This window comes from Lacunimicrobium album (assembly GCF_052161635.1).
GTDB lineage: Bacteria > Planctomycetota > Planctomycetia > Planctomycetales > Planctomycetaceae > SXPC01.
In genome coordinates this window covers 4,127,586-4,144,572 of sequence record NZ_CP197413.1, presented here as the reverse complement: position 1 = coordinate 4,144,572, position 16,987 = coordinate 4,127,586, and the positions used below count along the sequence as shown (strand labels likewise).

Annotated in this window: 16 protein-coding genes; 7 read left to right on the top strand and 9 right to left on the bottom strand. The window is 55.3% G+C overall.

Features of this window, described 5'->3' with window-relative positions:
• Positions 1 to 114 precede the first annotated feature (114 nt).
• The 4 genes from SH248x_RS16645 (at position 115) to SH248x_RS16630 (ending at position 3,661) form a co-directional block, all read left to right on the top strand.
• Positions 115 to 297 (top strand): hypothetical protein, encoded by a 183-nt coding sequence (locus SH248x_RS16645; RefSeq protein WP_459555428.1) that lies wholly within the window; start codon positions 115 to 117, stop codon positions 295 to 297.
• Between the two features lie 299 nt (positions 298 to 596).
• A complete protein-coding gene (locus SH248x_RS16640; RefSeq protein ID WP_459555427.1) occupies positions 597 to 1,085 on the top strand; it encodes a hypothetical protein in 489 nt (162 codons plus the stop codon).
• 44 nt (positions 1,086 to 1,129) lie between these two features.
• The gene (locus tag SH248x_RS16635; protein ID WP_459555426.1) at positions 1,130 to 2,824 is read left to right on the top strand and encodes a glutamine--tRNA ligase; all 1,695 of its coding nucleotides are present in this window, start codon (positions 1,130 to 1,132) and stop codon (positions 2,822 to 2,824) included.
• 180 nt (positions 2,825 to 3,004) lie between these two features.
• Positions 3,005 to 3,661 carry a hypothetical protein gene (locus SH248x_RS16630; RefSeq protein ID WP_459555425.1) on the top strand — a complete coding sequence of 219 codons (657 nt, stop codon included), beginning with the start codon at positions 3,005 to 3,007 and terminating at the stop codon, positions 3,659 to 3,661.
• A 255-nt stretch (positions 3,662 to 3,916) separates the two neighbouring features.
• Here the strand turns inward: SH248x_RS16630 and SH248x_RS16625 are convergent, their stop codons facing one another.
• The 5 genes from SH248x_RS16625 to SH248x_RS16605 all read right to left on the bottom strand — a co-directional run bounded on the left by SH248x_RS16625 (position 3,917) and on the right by SH248x_RS16605 (position 9,568).
• Entirely contained in the window at positions 3,917 to 5,293 is a 1,377-nt protein-coding gene (locus SH248x_RS16625; RefSeq protein WP_459555424.1) for a PhoX family protein, read from the bottom strand.
• Positions 5,294 to 5,434: 141 nt separating this feature from the next.
• Positions 5,435 to 6,352, bottom strand: coding sequence for a metallophosphoesterase family protein (locus SH248x_RS16620; protein ID WP_459555423.1), 918 nt, complete (start codon positions 6,350 to 6,352; stop codon positions 5,435 to 5,437).
• 61 nt (positions 6,353 to 6,413) lie between these two features.
• Complete coding sequence (locus SH248x_RS16615; protein WP_459555422.1) at positions 6,414 to 6,878, bottom strand: hypothetical protein; 465 nt, start codon at positions 6,876 to 6,878, stop codon at positions 6,414 to 6,416.
• Between the two features lie 91 nt (positions 6,879 to 6,969).
• Positions 6,970 to 8,097 (bottom strand): DUF1559 family PulG-like putative transporter, encoded by a 1,128-nt coding sequence (locus SH248x_RS16610; protein ID WP_459555421.1) that lies wholly within the window; start codon positions 8,095 to 8,097, stop codon positions 6,970 to 6,972.
• A 178-nt stretch (positions 8,098 to 8,275) separates the two neighbouring features.
• Positions 8,276 to 9,568: a DUF5690 family protein gene (locus tag SH248x_RS16605; protein ID WP_459555420.1), complete on the bottom strand. Its 1,293-nt coding sequence runs from the start codon at positions 9,566 to 9,568 to the stop codon at positions 8,276 to 8,278.
• A gap of 191 nt (positions 9,569 to 9,759) precedes the next feature.
• On the opposite strand from SH248x_RS16605, the gene SH248x_RS16600 reads away from it, so the two are divergent.
• The 3 genes from SH248x_RS16600 (at position 9,760) to SH248x_RS16590 (ending at position 13,818) form a co-directional block, all read left to right on the top strand.
• A complete protein-coding gene (locus tag SH248x_RS16600; protein WP_459555419.1) occupies positions 9,760 to 10,953 on the top strand; it encodes a XylR family transcriptional regulator in 1,194 nt (397 codons plus the stop codon).
• A 206-nt stretch (positions 10,954 to 11,159) separates the two neighbouring features.
• Positions 11,160 to 11,720: an RNA polymerase sigma factor gene (locus SH248x_RS16595; protein ID WP_459555418.1), complete on the top strand. Its 561-nt coding sequence runs from the start codon at positions 11,160 to 11,162 to the stop codon at positions 11,718 to 11,720.
• 46 nt (positions 11,721 to 11,766) lie between these two features.
• On the top strand, positions 11,767 to 13,818 hold the full coding sequence (locus SH248x_RS16590; protein ID WP_459555417.1) for a serine/threonine-protein kinase: 2,052 nt from the start codon (positions 11,767 to 11,769) through the stop codon (positions 13,816 to 13,818).
• Between the two features lie 340 nt (positions 13,819 to 14,158).
• On the opposite strand, the gene SH248x_RS16585 is transcribed toward SH248x_RS16590, so the two are convergent.
• The 4 genes from SH248x_RS16585 to SH248x_RS16570 all read right to left on the bottom strand — a co-directional run bounded on the left by SH248x_RS16585 (position 14,159) and on the right by SH248x_RS16570 (position 16,834).
• Positions 14,159 to 14,974, bottom strand: a complete 816-nt coding sequence (locus tag SH248x_RS16585; protein ID WP_459555416.1) for a hypothetical protein — start codon at positions 14,972 to 14,974, stop codon at positions 14,159 to 14,161.
• Positions 14,974 to 15,747, bottom strand: a complete 774-nt coding sequence (locus tag SH248x_RS16580; protein WP_459555415.1) for a LamG-like jellyroll fold domain-containing protein — start codon at positions 15,745 to 15,747, stop codon at positions 14,974 to 14,976. The genes SH248x_RS16585 and SH248x_RS16580 overlap by 1 nt, the downstream gene beginning before the upstream one ends.
• On the bottom strand, positions 15,744 to 16,286 hold the full coding sequence (locus SH248x_RS16575) for a hypothetical protein (RefSeq protein ID WP_459555414.1): 543 nt from the start codon (positions 16,284 to 16,286) through the stop codon (positions 15,744 to 15,746). Before SH248x_RS16575 ends, SH248x_RS16580 begins: the two co-directional genes overlap by 4 nt.
• 344 nt (positions 16,287 to 16,630) lie before the next feature.
• Positions 16,631 to 16,834: a hypothetical protein gene (locus SH248x_RS16570; RefSeq protein WP_459555413.1), complete on the bottom strand. Its 204-nt coding sequence runs from the start codon at positions 16,832 to 16,834 to the stop codon at positions 16,631 to 16,633.
• Positions 16,835 to 16,987: the final 153 nt, after the last annotated feature.

Below are 16,987 nucleotides of genomic sequence, written 5' to 3'. Positions count from 1 at the left end.
CCTGTCGGACACAACAACGTCACACGCCCGGACCATCATGGTCTCACGCACAGTCGCTGTGACGCAACGCAAAGAAAACTGGCTTGATTGATGGCACCCTGCGGAGAAATGGCAATGGATAACAACGATCCGCTCGACGCATTGAAACGCCTTGAACAAGAGCAGGCAGAACGCGACGAAGCCCGTCTGCAGGAACTGTATCAAAAGATGCGCCAGTCGCTGTGCGACGATGAACAGGTCGACGAGGCTGAGATGTTGGAGGACTTCGAGGAGAAGTGGCGGGAGACGCCGGAATAGTTGAGTTGCGCCTGATATCGGTGGCTTCATCTTCACGACTGAGTCGAAGAAAGCTATAATCCGGGTGTGATCTGAAACGAAGAGAGGTTTTCCATGATCGAACAAAAAAGGACCGACAGGCCATTTCCAATATTGCCTTGGATCGACGCCTATAAACCTGGAATTGACATGACTCTTGTTCGCTCAAACCTGGCCTCGACGATGGAACAGCGATTTCAGAATCTCCAGGCAATGTCTGACTTTTATGAAGCAGCACAGAAAGCCAAAGAAGAGCGAATACGAAAGCGATTCGAGAACCAATGACGGATTACCCTGCTTTACTAAGTACCCTTATTCAGGGCGAGGTCGAATTCATTCTTATTGGAGGAGTTGCAGCTACGGCACATGGTTCTGCTCGATTCACGAAGGATGTGGATATTGTGTACCGTCGTAGCCATGAGAATCTCGAACGAATCGTTTCCGTGCTCAAGCCTCTGAATCCGTATTTACGAGATGCACCACCCGGTCTCCCGTTTCCATTTGATGTGACAACTCTCCAACTCGGATTGAATTTTACTCTCATCACTGATCTTGGCGCGATCGACCTATTGGGTGAAGTTGTTGGCGGTGGCGATTACGAGAAACTCTATGAGTTCCAGTCGCCAATGACCGTCCATGGTGTAACATCGCCATGTATTAGTCTCGAAAAGCTGATCAAGCTTAAAATAGCAGCAGGCCGTCCGAAGGATTTTGATGCAGTTGCTGAACTTCAAAATATCTGGGATGAACTAAATCCTCCAACGACCTGATTGTTTCATTTCTTTCTAAATTAACCGTTAGAATTCACCGATCAATGGCCGACGACAACTCTGTATCACCATCCGCCCACACCGACTTCATTCGTGAGATCGTGGCTGCTGACATTGCCTCCGGGAAGCATGGGGGGCGGGTGCAGACGCGGTTTCCGCCAGAGCCGAACGGGTATCTGCACCTGGGGCACGTCAAATCGATCTGCCTGAACTTCGGCATCGCGCAGGAGTTCCACGGGAAGTGCAACCTCCGCTTCGATGATACGAACCCGACGAAGGAGTCGCAGGAGTACGTCGACAACATCAAGAAGGACATCCAGTGGCTCGGCTTCCAATGGGCTGAAGAGCATTATGCGAGTGATTACTTCGCGCAACTGTTCGACTGGGCCGTCAAGCTGATCAAAGATGGCAAAGCGTATGTCGACAGCCAGACACTGGAGCAGATCCGCGCCAACCGAGGCAACATCAATGCTCCCGGCGTGGAGAGTCCGTATCGCGATCGATCGGTTGAAGAGAACCTCGACTTATTCATGCGCATGAAAAACGGCGAGTTCAAGGAAGGGGAGCATGTCCTGCGGGCCAAAATCGATATGGCCAGTCGCAACATGAACCTGCGCGATCCCATCATGTACCGCATCCTCCATGCTCACCACCATCGCACGGGTGACAAGTGGTGTCTGTATGCCATGTATGACTTCGCTCACGGTCAGTCGGATTCGATTGAGAACGTGACGCATTCGATCTGTACCCTCGAGTTCGAGACGCACCGCCCGCTCTATGACTGGTACATCGAACAACTCGGCATCTTCCCCTCCCATCAGTACGAATTCGCCAAGCTGAATTTCACCTACACGGTGATGAGCAAACGCCGTCTGCTCGAACTCGTCGAAGGCAAATACGTCGATGGCTGGGACGACCCGCGCATGCCGACGATCGCCGGAGTACGTCGTCGTGGTTACCCAGCCGAGGCGCTGCGAAACCTGTGCAAGCAAGTCGGAGTCACCCGGTACGAAGGGACAACGGATCTCGTCGTTCTGGAGAACGCGGTCCGCGATGTCCTCAACAAACAGGCCTCGCGTTACATGGCTGTCCTCAAGCCGATCAAGGTCGTCATTACGAACTATCCGGAAGGCCAGGTCGAACAACTCGAAGCCATCAACAACCCGGAAGATGAATCGGCCGGGACCAGACAGGTCCCCTTCACCCGCGAGCTCTACATCGAGCAGGACGACTTCATGGAAGAACCACCCAAGAAGTTCTTCCGACTGTCCCCCGGTAAGGAAGTCCGTCTGCGCTGGGCGTATTACATCACCTGCAATGAAGTCATTAAAGACGCCAGCGGCAACATCACCGAACTGCGTTGCACCTACGACCCGCTGACCAAAGGTGGCGATTCTCCCGATGGTCGCAAAGTCAAAGCAACCCTGCACTGGGTCAGCGCGACCGAGTCGTTCCCCGCCACCGTGCGACTCTACGAGCGAATGTATACCAAAGAGGATCCAATGGACGTCGAAGAAGGCCAGGACTTCAAAGCATCCCTCAACCCGAACTCGCTGGTCACCCTGACGGATGCCCGCTTAGAGCCTGCACTCAAATCCCTCGAGCCAGGAACGACGGTGCAGTTCGAACGCCTGGGCTATTTCTGCGTCGACACCAAAGACTCAACCCCCGTCAGTCCGGTCTTTAACCGCACCGTGACGTTGAAGGATTCGTTTACGAAAGAGATGCAGAAGGGCTGAGCAGATTGTCCGGCAGTGATGGTGTCGATGAAGGCCAAAACCTGCCCGGTGCGGCACAACCCGCAAACGCGCCCCGGTCTCCCTAAACCTCCTTGCTTTTCCCTGTGGCCCGCCGTATGGTGAATTTGTACCACATGAGACCTTCCTTCTGTTGAATTCCTGAATCACGACGGTGACGCCATGAAACGCGTTCTTCCCCTGCTGGCTTTTCTACTCATCGCGATGCTCAGTCAGACGGCTTCCGCTCAAGCCATCTACCGCAGCAGCTACCACTCCGGTTACGCCGCCGGATACAGGCCTGCCTACGGTGGCTTCAACTACAATTACTACAACAACGCACCCTTCCGCTATCGGACGTATTCGTCCTACGCACCGTTGACGTATCGCAATTACGCCCTCTCACGCACGTATGCTCCCTACTACGGCGCGAACGTTTATTACAGCGGGTACCGTAGTTCCAACCTCTGGTACTCGCCGTACAACAATCCTTATTACAACCCCGCGATCAACTATTACCGCCCGTACTACACCTTCTCACCGGCCTACTACAACTACCACGGCAACAACGGTTACGCCTACACCGCGAGCTCAGGCTACGTTCAGCCTCCGCTTTACTACGGCAACTACACCACCAACTACGGCTGGAACGGCGGACCTCTCTTCTCGGGTCCGTATTACGCTGCCTACGGTTATGGCCCCGGCAACTGGAATGCAGGCAGCCCCGGCTGGGGATGGGGCTACAACTACGGTTACCCCTATGGCTACTACGGCTACGGCGGCTTCTACCGCTACGGCAGCCCCTGGGGTTACAACCGCTGGGCCGGCTGGCGCTGGTAAACGGACCGGCGATGCAAAGAGCGGGAATCATTCACCACAAAGGCTCAAAGGACACGAAGGTTCACAAAGAGGAACCAGCAATTCGATTTGTGATTCTCAAAGACAATCAATCTGCCAAAGCCTCTCGCACCGCTCTTCAATCTCAGTGCCCGGCATTCAAACCCTAAAATTCCTTCGTGAGTCTTTGTGTCCTTTGAGCCTTGGTGGTGAATCTCGTCTGGGTTCAATGCCTCTGAGTAAACTGTCAAGCAGCTTCTAAGTCAGCTGATCCCACGGCCCCTGGATCGCAAAGGTGATCCCTGGCGTCTGGATATTGATAAACAGCGTTTGGCCGTCCGCAGAGAAGGTCGGTCCCGCCCATTCTTCTGTGCGGAAATCCCCCGTGAAGCCATTCTTCTCGCCATGGAGAACGACGTTGTTCTGGGCGAAAAGGCGAAGCTGACCCTCTTTATCAAGCAGGTTCAAATTCTGCGCACCGCGGTCGCTGTCCTCACAAATCAGCAGGAACCCCTGAGGCGAAACAGTCACGTTGTCCGGGAAGTCGAGAACATCGGGATGCGGGGATTCGTAAGCAATGCGAAGTCGCTCGCTGACGGGATCATATTCCCAGATCTGGCCGCATTCTGCCCGGCCGCCACTGGTCGCGCAGAAGTAGACCTTGCCATTTGAAAAACAGGCACCTTCGAGTCGTGCAAACGTGGCTGCCCCCTGACGCGTCCCTTGATCGAAGACACCCAGACCATCCCGACGTCCAGGCGAATGGCCGCGTTCCGGGTCTTCGATCGTGACCCAATGCACTTTCACTCCCTCAACTGCACTTCCGGGCAATCCTTTGCGAAGGTCCGTCGCCCCTTCGATCGCCAACATCTCAAGTCGACCACCCTCAGAAAGCACGCCGGGCTTGCGAGGCGTGAACCGGTAGAAGCCCGCTGTCGGCTGGTCTTCCGTTAGATAGAAGAGTCCGCTTCGGTGGTCGAGCACGATCGCTTCGTGGCTGAAGCGTCCCATGGCGGTTAACGGAGTCGGCGAGGGATTCCCCTTGGGACCCACCTCGAACACCCAGCCATGTTCCCGCTGGCAGTCATAGCGAAAATCATCGACCGTATCCCCGGGATCCGCGACCACTTCCTCACACGACAGCCACGTCTGCCACCCCGTCAGTCCTCCGGCACAATTACGCGAAGTTCCCGAAAGACTGACAAACGACTCCGTCACACTCAGGGCATCACGATCAATCACCAGGTTGATGCAACCCGCAGGAGCATCCGGGTCGAACGAGTGAGAGGCTTCTCCCATCGCGCGACCGCTTCCATCCAGTTCATGATTGCGACAGAGGACCAGCTTGTGCTCGTCTTCAAAGAGGATCGCCATCCCGTCATGCTTGTCAGGAGTCTTCGAGCCATCGGACAACAGATCCCCCGTCCATCCAAACGAACGATATCGAAACCCTTCAGGCAATCGCAGCAGATGCAGTCCGGTCGTTTCATCCGCCTGTGGCAGCAGGTCGAACGTATGTCGAGAGGAGTTGTTCGTCGCTGCTGCCGCACTTAGAAAACGGGGCGGATTGAGGAGAGACAAGCCTAGAAAACCAAGCCCCGTCTTGAGAAAGCTGCGACGATGATAACTCGACATGAAAGCGCTCCTGCGTCAACACATTGACGAGACGACGATTTTTACGAGGTGATTTTGGTACCGTGATTTCACACGGTCCAGAACAAAAAACTTCAGGCGGAGGCACGCTCTGCAGGTATCAAACAACCGGGTCGTTCGACGTCATGTCCAGACTTGTCGCTCGTAAGACCATCGCCCGTCCGGATAGGTTTTGACTTCGATCCAGCACGGCGGAAAGCCAAGATACTTCTCTTCCTCATGCCACCAGTTGCCACTGACCGCCCCGCCGCAGATGTACGTGACGTTGTCGATGTCGACTCGATCGCATGTATGCATGTGCCCGCTCAGACACAGCTTGACGCGTGGGTGCTTTTGAACCAGCTCTCGAAACCGATTCAGCCCGCGAGGTGACCAGCCCGGCGGAATCGCGTAACCCTTTTCCGTATCAACACTCGGCTCAAGGAAGTGAGTCGCTGAGAAAAGCGGAGCGTGCGTGACGATGCAAACCGGCTGCTCGCTCTTGCTCAACTCTTCTGCCAGCCAGGCCCATTGGGCTTCATCGATCTCGCAACCATTGAAGTGATAGGTATCGAGCATGATGTACGTCCACCCGCCATGATCAGCGCTGTAAAAGCGACTGGGCATCTTGTACGTCTCGGTCGCCTTACGTTTCTCCGCATAGCTGTCCGGCTTGTCAGCATCGCGATCCTTCCAGCGAATATCATGATTGCCGATGCAGCTCATGCTGGGAACTCGCAGGCGGTCCATCACCTGACTCTCAAACAACCCCAGCATCTGCTCGACCTTCTCATCAGACTGACGACCATCAATCGCCATGACGTTATCGCCGCCAAAGACCACCAGCTGAGGAGCCTGAGGACGATCCTGAATCTGGTCAATCAGTTCAGCAACCCGCGCCGCCACATCGGGCTTGCCCTCCGGCAAGTGCGTATCCGTCAGGAACGCAAAGATGAACGGCTCATCAGCACTCTCCGCCTGTGATGCAAGAGCAGCAGCCGAACCGAGAGCAACCCCACCGCCAAGAACCGACTGCAGGAACGAACGTCGAAAGATGGTCATGAATTCTCCAGTCAGAAGTCTGTCGCAAGCATCGAGTTGACAGGCGTGAAAAGACGATGGCCTATTTGTCTTGGAAAGTCGTTTCCACAGACGAATGCAGTTCCGTCATGAAGCGAGTTTTGATCGAATCACTGACATCGGAACTCGCTTTGATTTTCATTTCAAGTGCAGTCCCGGCTTCTTTCGGGGCTGGTTCACCTGCGCGAAGAGTAGCGAGTTTGGCAACCGTGTCCTCAACAATGGTACTCACGGCGTTGGGATCTTTTCTTCCCGCGACGGTCGAGGGATCCGCTCCGCGGGACGCATCTTCTGATGCCTGGCGAACCTTGGTCGTTTCGCCGGTCGATGCCGCCGTTTTGAGTCTCTGGATCGTCTCCTCTGCCAGCATATCAACCGTGTAGCCCGCATCCTTGACGCGCATCTCTGACGAATCGCCACTCATACCACACCCGCACAGATTGGCGACGGCATAGACAGCAAGCAAAAAGCAGGTCGGCCCAGAGAAGGAAAACTTGTCGAATATCATTTCTAGTCTCTTAATGAATGGCTCTTAGAGTGGCTGTCAAAAACAGGTCGCGGCTAGTGATAAACCAGCTAACCGCGACCGTTCACAAAGATTAGAACTGACCAACAACTTGACCATCATTGCGTGAACCGAGTCGCCACCATGTCGGCAAGTCGATCGAGTTGGAAATGAAGTGAACTGACCCATCAGCCATCGTCACCTGAACTCCGCCTTTGTGGTCACTGGAAGGAGTGATCGCACCATCGGCTTCACTACAACGAAACCAGTCCGTGTTGTAGGAAGGAATCGAGATCGAGTTGGGAGGGAATACAGGATTGAAAAGGTGCTTCTCCCACGAATCGGAGTAAGCCCAGGTCAGTCCTTTGTATTTGCTCCAGTCAGACCAGTTGACAGGATTCGACAGACCATCCGCGACGACTGTTTCGATCGATGTCCCGATTTGCTGAATTCTTTGAGCGTTCGTGTAATAGAGGTTTCGACGACGATCCTGATGGTTACCAGTTCCGTCGTTAACCAGCGACTCGCTGAAAGCAATCGTGTTGGATAACCCATCGGTAATATCCCGAAAACCGATGCGAGCATTGTTCGAGCCATTCAGCCAGCTTCCCTGACAGTTGGCAGTACCAGGCCCACCAGGTGTCATTCGAGTATGAGAGATAACCCCCCGAGAATTGTCAGACGTTCCCACGCCAGGAATCGTCAGGTGGCGTGGCGGGCCTGCATTGGCAACATAACTGAAGTTCACGACGCCCGGCAGCAGCGTGTTTCGAACGGATTCGCTGGGGCAGGTCACCAGTGGAACATTCGCGCGGGTCATTCGACCGAGGGCAGACGTGCCGTTGGCAATTCCATCCCAGGCATAGCCCGTTCCGGTTGTTTCAAAGGGAATGCTGTCATAGATCGCAGCCTGCTCGACATAAGGCAGCAGGCCAACGTACCACGAGAGATTACCAGCGTTGCCATAGCCACCAGCGTAATCATGAGCCGCACGACTCTGGTGCACCGGAGTCTGGCTGAACACATCATGATAGTTATGCATCGCCAGCCCGAACTGCTTCAAATTATTCTTACACGTCGAACGACGAGCCGCTTCTCGCGCCTGTTGGACGGCAGGAAGCAGGATGGAAACAAGAACCGCGATAATCGCAATCACAACAAGTAATTCAATCAACGTAAAACCACGACGCTGAATCGGCAGGACAGTTTTCTGACGCAACATGAGAAGCTCCTCTGGAAATATCCGAGAGACAAAGACAGGATGGCAATAAGATACGTTTTAAAGCTGACTAAGCCATGCACGTTTGCGCTAAGTGTTTGACAGTTTCCACCGGCATCTTCTTCAGTTCTTCATAATCCCGTCACGCCGTCGACATAGAGATTCAAATCTCATCAAGATCCTATGAATTCGCCTGAAACTGTTTGCGCACTAACCACCAACTGCAGGCAATGCTCCCCATCCCGACAACAGCAACCACGACCGACGACGAAACCAGAAACGACATCTGGCTGACTTGTGGCGCTAACAGATCCTTCGACAGCAGGACCACCAGGCTGACTGCATACCCCAGCGTATCGGCAAAATAAATCGCGAAAACCGAGGTGCCCGTCGAACGTGTCGCCGCCAGAAATCGGTCGAACAAAACCGTGCTAAACGCCACATACGCCAGGTAAAGCCCCAGCCCGACAAAGATCATCCACGTCACGCCATCAATCAGCTCATAAGCAAGCAGCAGCGTCGAAAGACCGATTCCGCATGCCCCTAGAAACATCGCGAAATAGACAGTCAGCACCGCACGTCGGTTGTCCCGCACCAGCATCAGACTCGCCAGCGCAACCGTCGTCACCAGGGAGACCGGCAGCTCGATCCGGGTAAACAGCCCCGGAGAGTCAGCATACCCGAAGCTTTCCAGAATCTCCGGCGCGAACAGATCCCGATAGTCTCGAAACGCCGTCAAAAGCAAATAGAAGATAAGAGCGGGCAATAAACCGGCACTGAATCGCTTCAAGAATGCCAGCTGCTCAGCTCGCGGCATCGAAGTCCGCTCGCTCCGATGTCGTCGATCCTCCTCGTTGGGCGGCGGTAGTCGGGACAGCATCCAGATCGAGATCAGGAAGAACGGCAAAAACGTCAACCCGGTGACAAACGGCATCCAGCTTTCCGAAATCGCCCCCTGAGTCATCCACCAGATACCGACATCTTTGACGATTCCACTCGACACAATATACGAACAACACAACACCGCCAGCAGCACTTCACTACAACGACGTCCTTCGAGATAACGCACGATGATGCCCCAGACCATCCCCAGCGGCAGCCCGTTGACGAAGATCGCGACGACCTTCCAGTCATCCGGCACAACCGCGAATACCAGCAGCGCACACTCTGCCACCGCGATCAGTCCCACCAGAACCACAGCACGTCGATTCTCGGGAATACTGGCACATAAGTAGGTGCCCATCAACTTCGAAAACAGATAACCGAGCATCTGCGAAATCAACAATGCAGATTTCAGGTCAACACTCAGCCCACACCACTGAACCCCATCAAACTGCGCCGCTGTGAAGGGCTTGCGAAACGCATACATACAGAAATACGCAGTAAATGCCCCGACACACGCCAGCCACAGTACCTTCCAGTAATCACCTCGCCCGCTCGGTTCGTCACGGGTTTCAGAAGTCAGTTGAGTCACAAACGATCTTTGCGAAGAGGTAAGCAGGGCCGAGCGAAAGGATTGTATCCACCACCCATCATGCCATCCAACTATGAATTTTCTGCCAAGGCCAGGGGAGATCATCCTGTTGTGCAGGATCGAGAAGCGCTAGACTGAACCGATCGTGACTTCTACCAAGACGGTATCGCCATCGAGAATCAAGCGGACAAATGACCGTTACCCGTTCCACAACCCGATTTCCCGACCGACGCCAGATCGCGGTCCTCGTGCAGACGGCCAATGACTGGAGTCGCCAAATCCTGCTGGGCGTTGGTCAATACGCCATCGAGCAGGGAGGGTGGGAGTTCTATGTCGAGCCCCGTGGCTTCTACGAAGAGTTCTCGCTCCCCGATACCTGGAACGGGCATGGTCTGATCTGCCGTCTGACGTCCGAGAAGCTGTCCGCCGAGATTCAACGCAGAAAGATTCCCGCCGTCAACATCTCCTGGCTGGCCGATCATCAGCCTTTCGCCCCCAAGGTGATTTCAGGAGAAGAACATTGCGGCCAACTCGCGGCCAATTTCTTCCTTGAGAAAGGCTTCGAGCATTTCGGCTTCGTCGGTGGTGCACCATCTCTGGGCTATTCCCGTCGCACGGTCGATGCTTATGCCCAGACGCTCAGAGAATCGAACATCTCCTCAATTCACGCCTTTGAATACGGCCCCAGCGATGGAAGCCCCCACATCCGCGCTCAACGTCAGCGCCTCAAAGAATGGATCAAAGACGTCCCCAAACCGATCGCCCTACTCGTCTGGTCCGACATCATCGGTCACGAGCTGACTCTGATTTGCTCCAGCATTCATGTCGATGTCCCGCATGATATCGCGATCCTCGCGATCGAACACGATCCCTTGATCTCCATGCTCTCGCCGATCCCGATCTCCAGTATCGACCATCAGTTTCAAAAGATCGGTCGCATGTCTGCGGAGATCCTCGATCGCATGATCGATGGCTTTCCTGCTCCCGATGGCCCGACACTGATCGAACCCATCGGCGTCATCGAGCGTCTCTCGACAAGTACTCACTTCACCGACGACCTGCTCGTCCGCGAAGCAATCGCCTGGATCCATCAGAACAGCCACCGCCCGCTGCAGGTCTCCGACGTCGCTGATCGTGTCGGCGTCTCTCGACGTGTCATCGAACAGCGTTTCAAGAAAGCCATCAACCGATCCCCAGGTCATGAGATCCGCGACGCCAAAGTCAGTCGCATCAAAAAGCTTCTGACCAACACAGAATTATCGATGATCGAAATCTCCACTCACGCAGGATTCACCTGCCAGGAATCATTCTCCAGATTCTTCAAGACAGCCGTCGGCGTCAGCCCGACAGAATACCGCCGCGGCTCCTTCGGCAGCTTGCGATGACCTGATGACCGATTTCATCGGCGAACCCAGATGCGAAATATCTGTTAAGCACCGCAAATGGAATTGTGCACGGGAGCGACCCGGATACACTGACAATCCACAAATGAGGCTGACAGTATTCGAAAGCCGTACCCGCGTCAGGTGTACGGTTGATTCAATCGTTCCATGACAAGTTCGCTCAGCGATTGTCCGCTTTCTGCAAGACCATGCAAACGACATCGTTAACGCTGCTTCATCGCCTGTGTCAGATCGACGAATCTGACGCCTGGGATCGATTTGTCCGTCTCTACTCCATCGGAATTTACTCCTGGGTCAGACGACAGGGCTTCCAGCACGAAGACGCCGCGGACATCGTCCAGGACATATTCGTAACCTTGCTTCAAAAACTACCGACCTTCGAGCACGAAGGCCCCAAAAGTTTTCGCGGCTGGCTCTGGACGATCACCCGCAATAAATGTCGCGCACGCGCCCGGCAAAGAAAACTGGAATTCGTCCCTGCGGAAGTCTGTGATGGATTTGCAGGGAAAGACGATGAGCCCTTCGCCGAAGAAGAATTCCGACGCCATCTCATCAGCCAGATCGCGACCGTCATCAAAGCCGATTACACTCCCGACGTCTGGCAAGCCTTCTGGCAACATGCGGTCGAAGGCAAGCCGGCCTCTGCGGTCGCGAAAACTCTCGGCATCAACCTGTGGGCTGTCTACACCGCGAAGGCAAAAATCATCGCGCGATTGAATGAGGAGTTCGCTGACCTTGTCTCTGATTGAAGAACCGATCCGGGACTCGTGCTATTCCAAAGCCGAGATTCGGGCCATGCTACTCGGGCACCTTGCTCCCCAGGACGTCCAGCGACATGAACACCACTTGTCCGTCTGCCCAAGATGCGCATCGCTGGCCGAATCGATCGGACTTGATTCCGGAATCGCATCCTGCTTCCTCGGCGAAGACCTCCCACCGCCTGTTTCCGAGCATGACCTGGAAGATGTCCTCGCGCGCGTCTGTCGCGTCGAACAGGCTTCCCGCAAGCCAGTGACCAAGACCTGGAGTCACCTTGACTTACCAGAACAACTCGGCCCCTATCGTCTGAAAGAGTTTCTGGGCTCCGGCGGCATGGGTGTCGTCTATCGCGCTGAAGATACTGTCCTCAACCGACTCGTTGCCATCAAAGTCATCAAAACCGGTGCCGATGCAGAAACACGCGCCCAACTGCTGAACGAAGCCCGCGCCCTGGCCGCTGTCCGCCATGAGAATGTCGTAACCGTCTATTTCGTCGGCGAACAACCTGCCCATGATGATGTCATCGCAACCCCCTACTTTGCGATGGAACTCCTCGAAGGCCAAACGCTGCGCGATTACATGACCTCCTTGCGACCTTCCGTCGAGTGGATCATCCAGGTCGGTCGGCAGATCGCCGCAGGTCTGGCTGTCGTTCATGACGCAGGCATCGTGCACCGCGACATCAAACCAGGGAACATCTGGCTGGAAAAACTCAAAGACGAAACCAGCCCACCCGCATCGCCTCGCTCCAACCACGACGCAATTCCCCAGGTGAAGCTGCTCGACTTCGGCCTCGCCCATCAAGTCTCAGGGCTTTCAGGCATCAGGCGCGCCGGCACACCAGCTTACGTCGCCCCGGAACAGATTCATGGCGCCGACGTCGATGCCCGCGCCGATATCTTCTCCCTCGGCTGCGTCCTCTACGAGCTCTGCACCGGACAGCTGCCCTATCCCGAACTCAAGCGACTCGGGGCTCGCTGGGATCTCACGCCTCCGCCGATTCGTACCCTCAACTCAGACGTGCCTACTCAACTCGCGACTCTGATCGAGAAGATGGTCATCGTCGATCCTGCTGCGCGACCCGCGTCTGCGCGAATGATTCAGTTCGAACTCACCAATCTGGCAACCGCATCCAATGAACCACCCACAGTCACCGGGCAAAGCGATCTGACAGTCGAGTTCCCCTCGCTGGCTCCCCCAAAGACTCGCTTACCCGTTCTGTCTGCCAGTCTGCTGCTGGCCGCCATCGCCATCGCCGCCATCAGCCTGCTGAACTCCAATTCCGCCACCGACTTTCACAGTGACGGCCATCCTGCCTCTCCGCAACAAACCGCCCCTTCATTGACATCTCCAGCCAGCCAACTCCCCCCAGCCACTCTCTCGTCCGACATCCTCGATGATGCGTGGCGAGAGAAGGTCCTCTCAAAGCCGCCTCAACTTCAGCTCAACGAAGTCCTTCAAAGACTCGCCCTGCTCAACCCGAAATTCGACTGGCTTCAGGGCAGTGGCTGGGTCGAACCTTATGGCGTGATCCGAATCACGCTCGACGCAGATACCATCTCCGACCTTCGACCGGTTCAGGTTCTCGATAATCTGCGAGTCGTCCGTTGCCGCGGTTCTGCTCCTGGAACAGGGACACTCTCCGACGTTTCGCCACTCTCAACACTTCCGCTCGAAGAGCTTCACTGTAGAAACAATCCGCACCTGCATGACCTATCGTCGATTCCCCTGAAGAACCTCAATTTCCTGGACGCGTCCTTCACCGCCCTGGAAACACTGGAAGGATTCTCCGAAGCACGCCTGACGCAACTCAAGATTGCAGGGACCAAAGTTTCAAGCTTAAGCCCTCTGCGCACAATGAAGACTCTCCGCCGCCTGAATTGTGTCGGATGCCCCATCAGCGATTTTACACCGCTGATTGGACTCCCACTCAGACAACTTCACGCGGATGTTCAGGCAGACCGTGACCAGGCTGTTTTGCGGTCGATCAAAACGTTAGAGACCATCAACCAGATTCCTGTCGCAGAGTTCTGGAAGAAGCTCGCCGAAACCGGTTCCAGCTCGCCCTCCACCGAACTCGATGATTAGGATGACCGCCGATAAGATCAGTCGTCCCGATGTCGCATCTTGATCAGAAGAACTCACAGAAAGTGTTTGCCACAGAGCACAAAAGCCTCAGAGCATGACAGGAAAAATAAACCACGGATCAACACAGACAGTCACAGATGAAAAACAAGAGAGGTGAGATGCGTTCAGCTCCTCTCCCATCTGCGTTTACCTGTGTTCCTCTGCGGTTCCATTCTCTTTTCTCATCCGTGTTTCTTCGTGTTCATCCGTGGTTCGTTTTCTCTTCCTCTGCGTCCCCCCGCGACCTCTGCGGTGAAAATTTCTTCTACAACAGGAAGCAATGGAATGAGAAGACAGCCTCTTACTGAACTCGTGAAACCACTTTCAACTTCCCCAACTGCAACGTCACACGCCGTCCGCTCTCAAGCGTCGCGACGATCTGATAATCAAACACTCCCGCCAGTTGCTCTGTCTCTTCGGACTCGAGTTCAAATCGAACCTCCGCCTGCGCCTCTTCACCAAAGACACTTCCGCTGATCGCCAGCGATGTGTCGCCACCCTGAATCAAAAGCTCCACCGACCCGCCACTCAATTCCGGCCACTGTCCAGTCGTATCCAGCAAGACGATCGACCTTCCATCAGCATGGAAGTAGTCATCCCCCTGGACCAGCGTGATTAACCCCTCCATCACCATCGGCGTCTGCGTCACAACAGGCAATGCCCGCAACTGTGCCAGCGCTGTCCCCGTAAACCCGTCGATCGAAAGTGACAGCGGCTCCGTCAACGTATCGCTCAACTGCTCTCCCACAGCGTTCAACGCCGACATCGTCAGCGACATGGCATCACCAGCCTTCGACGGCGCATAAAGGGACTGGCTCGCAGCCAGCCTCACCGGAAGGTCATACGCAATACTGACCTTCTCCAGAAGCACCGACGACGTCGAGGAAATCCCAATCAGCGTCCCGATCTCACAATCAGCTTCGCTCGCCGAGACCGCCACCTGATAGAACCCCGCCGTCGCATGAGCGGCGGGAGCATTCGTCATCGCGCTCGCCGCTGCACCATCTCGACTCCACTGCAGAGAGTGATTCGCGACATCCCCCGCCTGCAAAGCTCCCGTCAACGTATTGAACGCTCGATAGATCACAATATGAGACTGACTTCGTGTTGGCATCATTATCCGATCATGCTGTTGGAAAATTCCACGGGGATCACACGATGCACACCAAACGCACGACCCTGCCCGCCGTTATAAATCTGCAAAACGTCCTCGCTGGAAAGGATCTGTCCGGGAAACAGCATCAGCTGCTCCACTTGAACCTCGGTCTGAACCGGGGATGAATCGTTGGCCCGGTTGATGACAACATTGTTCGATAAGCTCATCGTCTGCTGCAGACCAGTCAATGTGCTGTCGTAGGAAACGCCATTGACCCACAGACGCGCAAGATTCGAAGTCCCGACTGTCAAATCATGTTGCACAACAATGTGAGTCCAAACCCCGCTCGTGACGAGATTCGCTGCAGAGTTCAGAACGCGAGCCGAGGCTCCATCCTGATAGCGATACTGCACCGAATAATGCGGATTGCCAAACAGATCCCCTGGCATCGGAATCCGCAACTGATGCATTTGATTTCCTGAGACATCGATTAATGTCAGCCACTGCCGCCCGGCCGTCCACGCGTTATAGACGACACGAATCCACACCGAGAACGTCAGTTTCGCCGGCAACCACAAAGCATTGTCACGCACGATTTCCAGACGGGCATTCGCTCCATTCGGAAACGTATACGCCGTACGCACCCGCCCCGTTGTCAACGTCGGATTGTTGATCGCCGTCCACTCGCGACTGCCATTGATGCGCCCTCGATAGACACCCTGAGGCGTTCCCGCATCCCACACCTCACCCAGCGCCAATTTGCTACGCATAGAAGGATTGATGACCTCACTCATTGTCCACGCTCCACCTTGCGGGCTGTTTCATAAGGCAGAACGATCTCGATCGTCGCATCCGTAAAGGACTTCGTCGCCCCCGGCAAAACCACATCTTTCTTCGGCCACAGCGCCTGCACAGCAATCGCCACTGGCAGCCCGACCCCTGTCGTCGCGATCCCCGCCGCGATCGCCAGCTTGACCGCCTCGCCCGCCAGGGACCGCTTCGTCGCACTCGGCGCAGGAGTCGACGTCGTCTGATGCACGTTGTAGTCCCCCAGGATCATCGGCCCCATCTCATCACTCTCGCTCACTGCCCCGCCATCGCCGGTCTTCATCCCGCTCGCTCCATAAACCGCCTCATGCGCCGCCTCCGAATTCCGCTTCAGATTCTTCAACGTCTGCCCCTGAAACGCCCGCATCGACTGCACGGTGCTGGCATGCAAAGCCGCCTTGAGCTTCTGCTTCAAGCTCATCGCCTCAATCGTGCGATCCGCGATCTTCTGCCGAATCGGTGTTCCGCTCCCGGAGGAGTTTGTCGTACCTGGCGTAGTCTCCATCGCTATACCCTTCCACAAACAAATCCACCAACCGCGAATTCAACTCCACAAACGCCTTCACCTGCTGCTGCTGTAAACTGATCAACTCCAACAACCCCGTCGCATCCATTCTTCCTCCCGTAGGGTCCGCTGTGCGGACCGTCAATGTGTGTTCAATGAGGCGCTAGGCGTTAGTCGCTAGGCGCTAGGAAAGCAAAAGAGAACAGCCTCGTCGACATTCGCGACAACTCTCGCGTCCCCTGTATTCCCAGCGCCTAGCGCCTAACGCCCAGCGCCTACTCCAAAACCCAGGCCACGGGAGAACCTCCCCCCGTGGCCGGTCGCTGCCGTCATCGCCTGTCTGCCTACGCAGTTTTGGAAACGGTCTCGATCGCTTTGCTCTCGGACGTCCCCAATTCGTCAAAGTTGCGGACAGCAGCCTTGTTCAAAATGTTGTTGGCCGTCACAAACCCCTGTTCAGCCACCGTCATCGCGGATTGATGCGCGTTGACAGCCGCCGTCAAAAGGTTCGTCTGGACATTAGGAGGAAGATCAATAGGATCCGCCATACGCTCGTTCTCCTTGCAAGGAACACAAAAACTCGACTCCCCGACCACCACGGCCGGAACATCAAAAATCAATCTCGCAGGCTCACTACCCGCACTACTTTTACTGCTCATAGCTCTTCTCCCGATCCTTCTCCCCCGGGGAGAAGGTGGCGG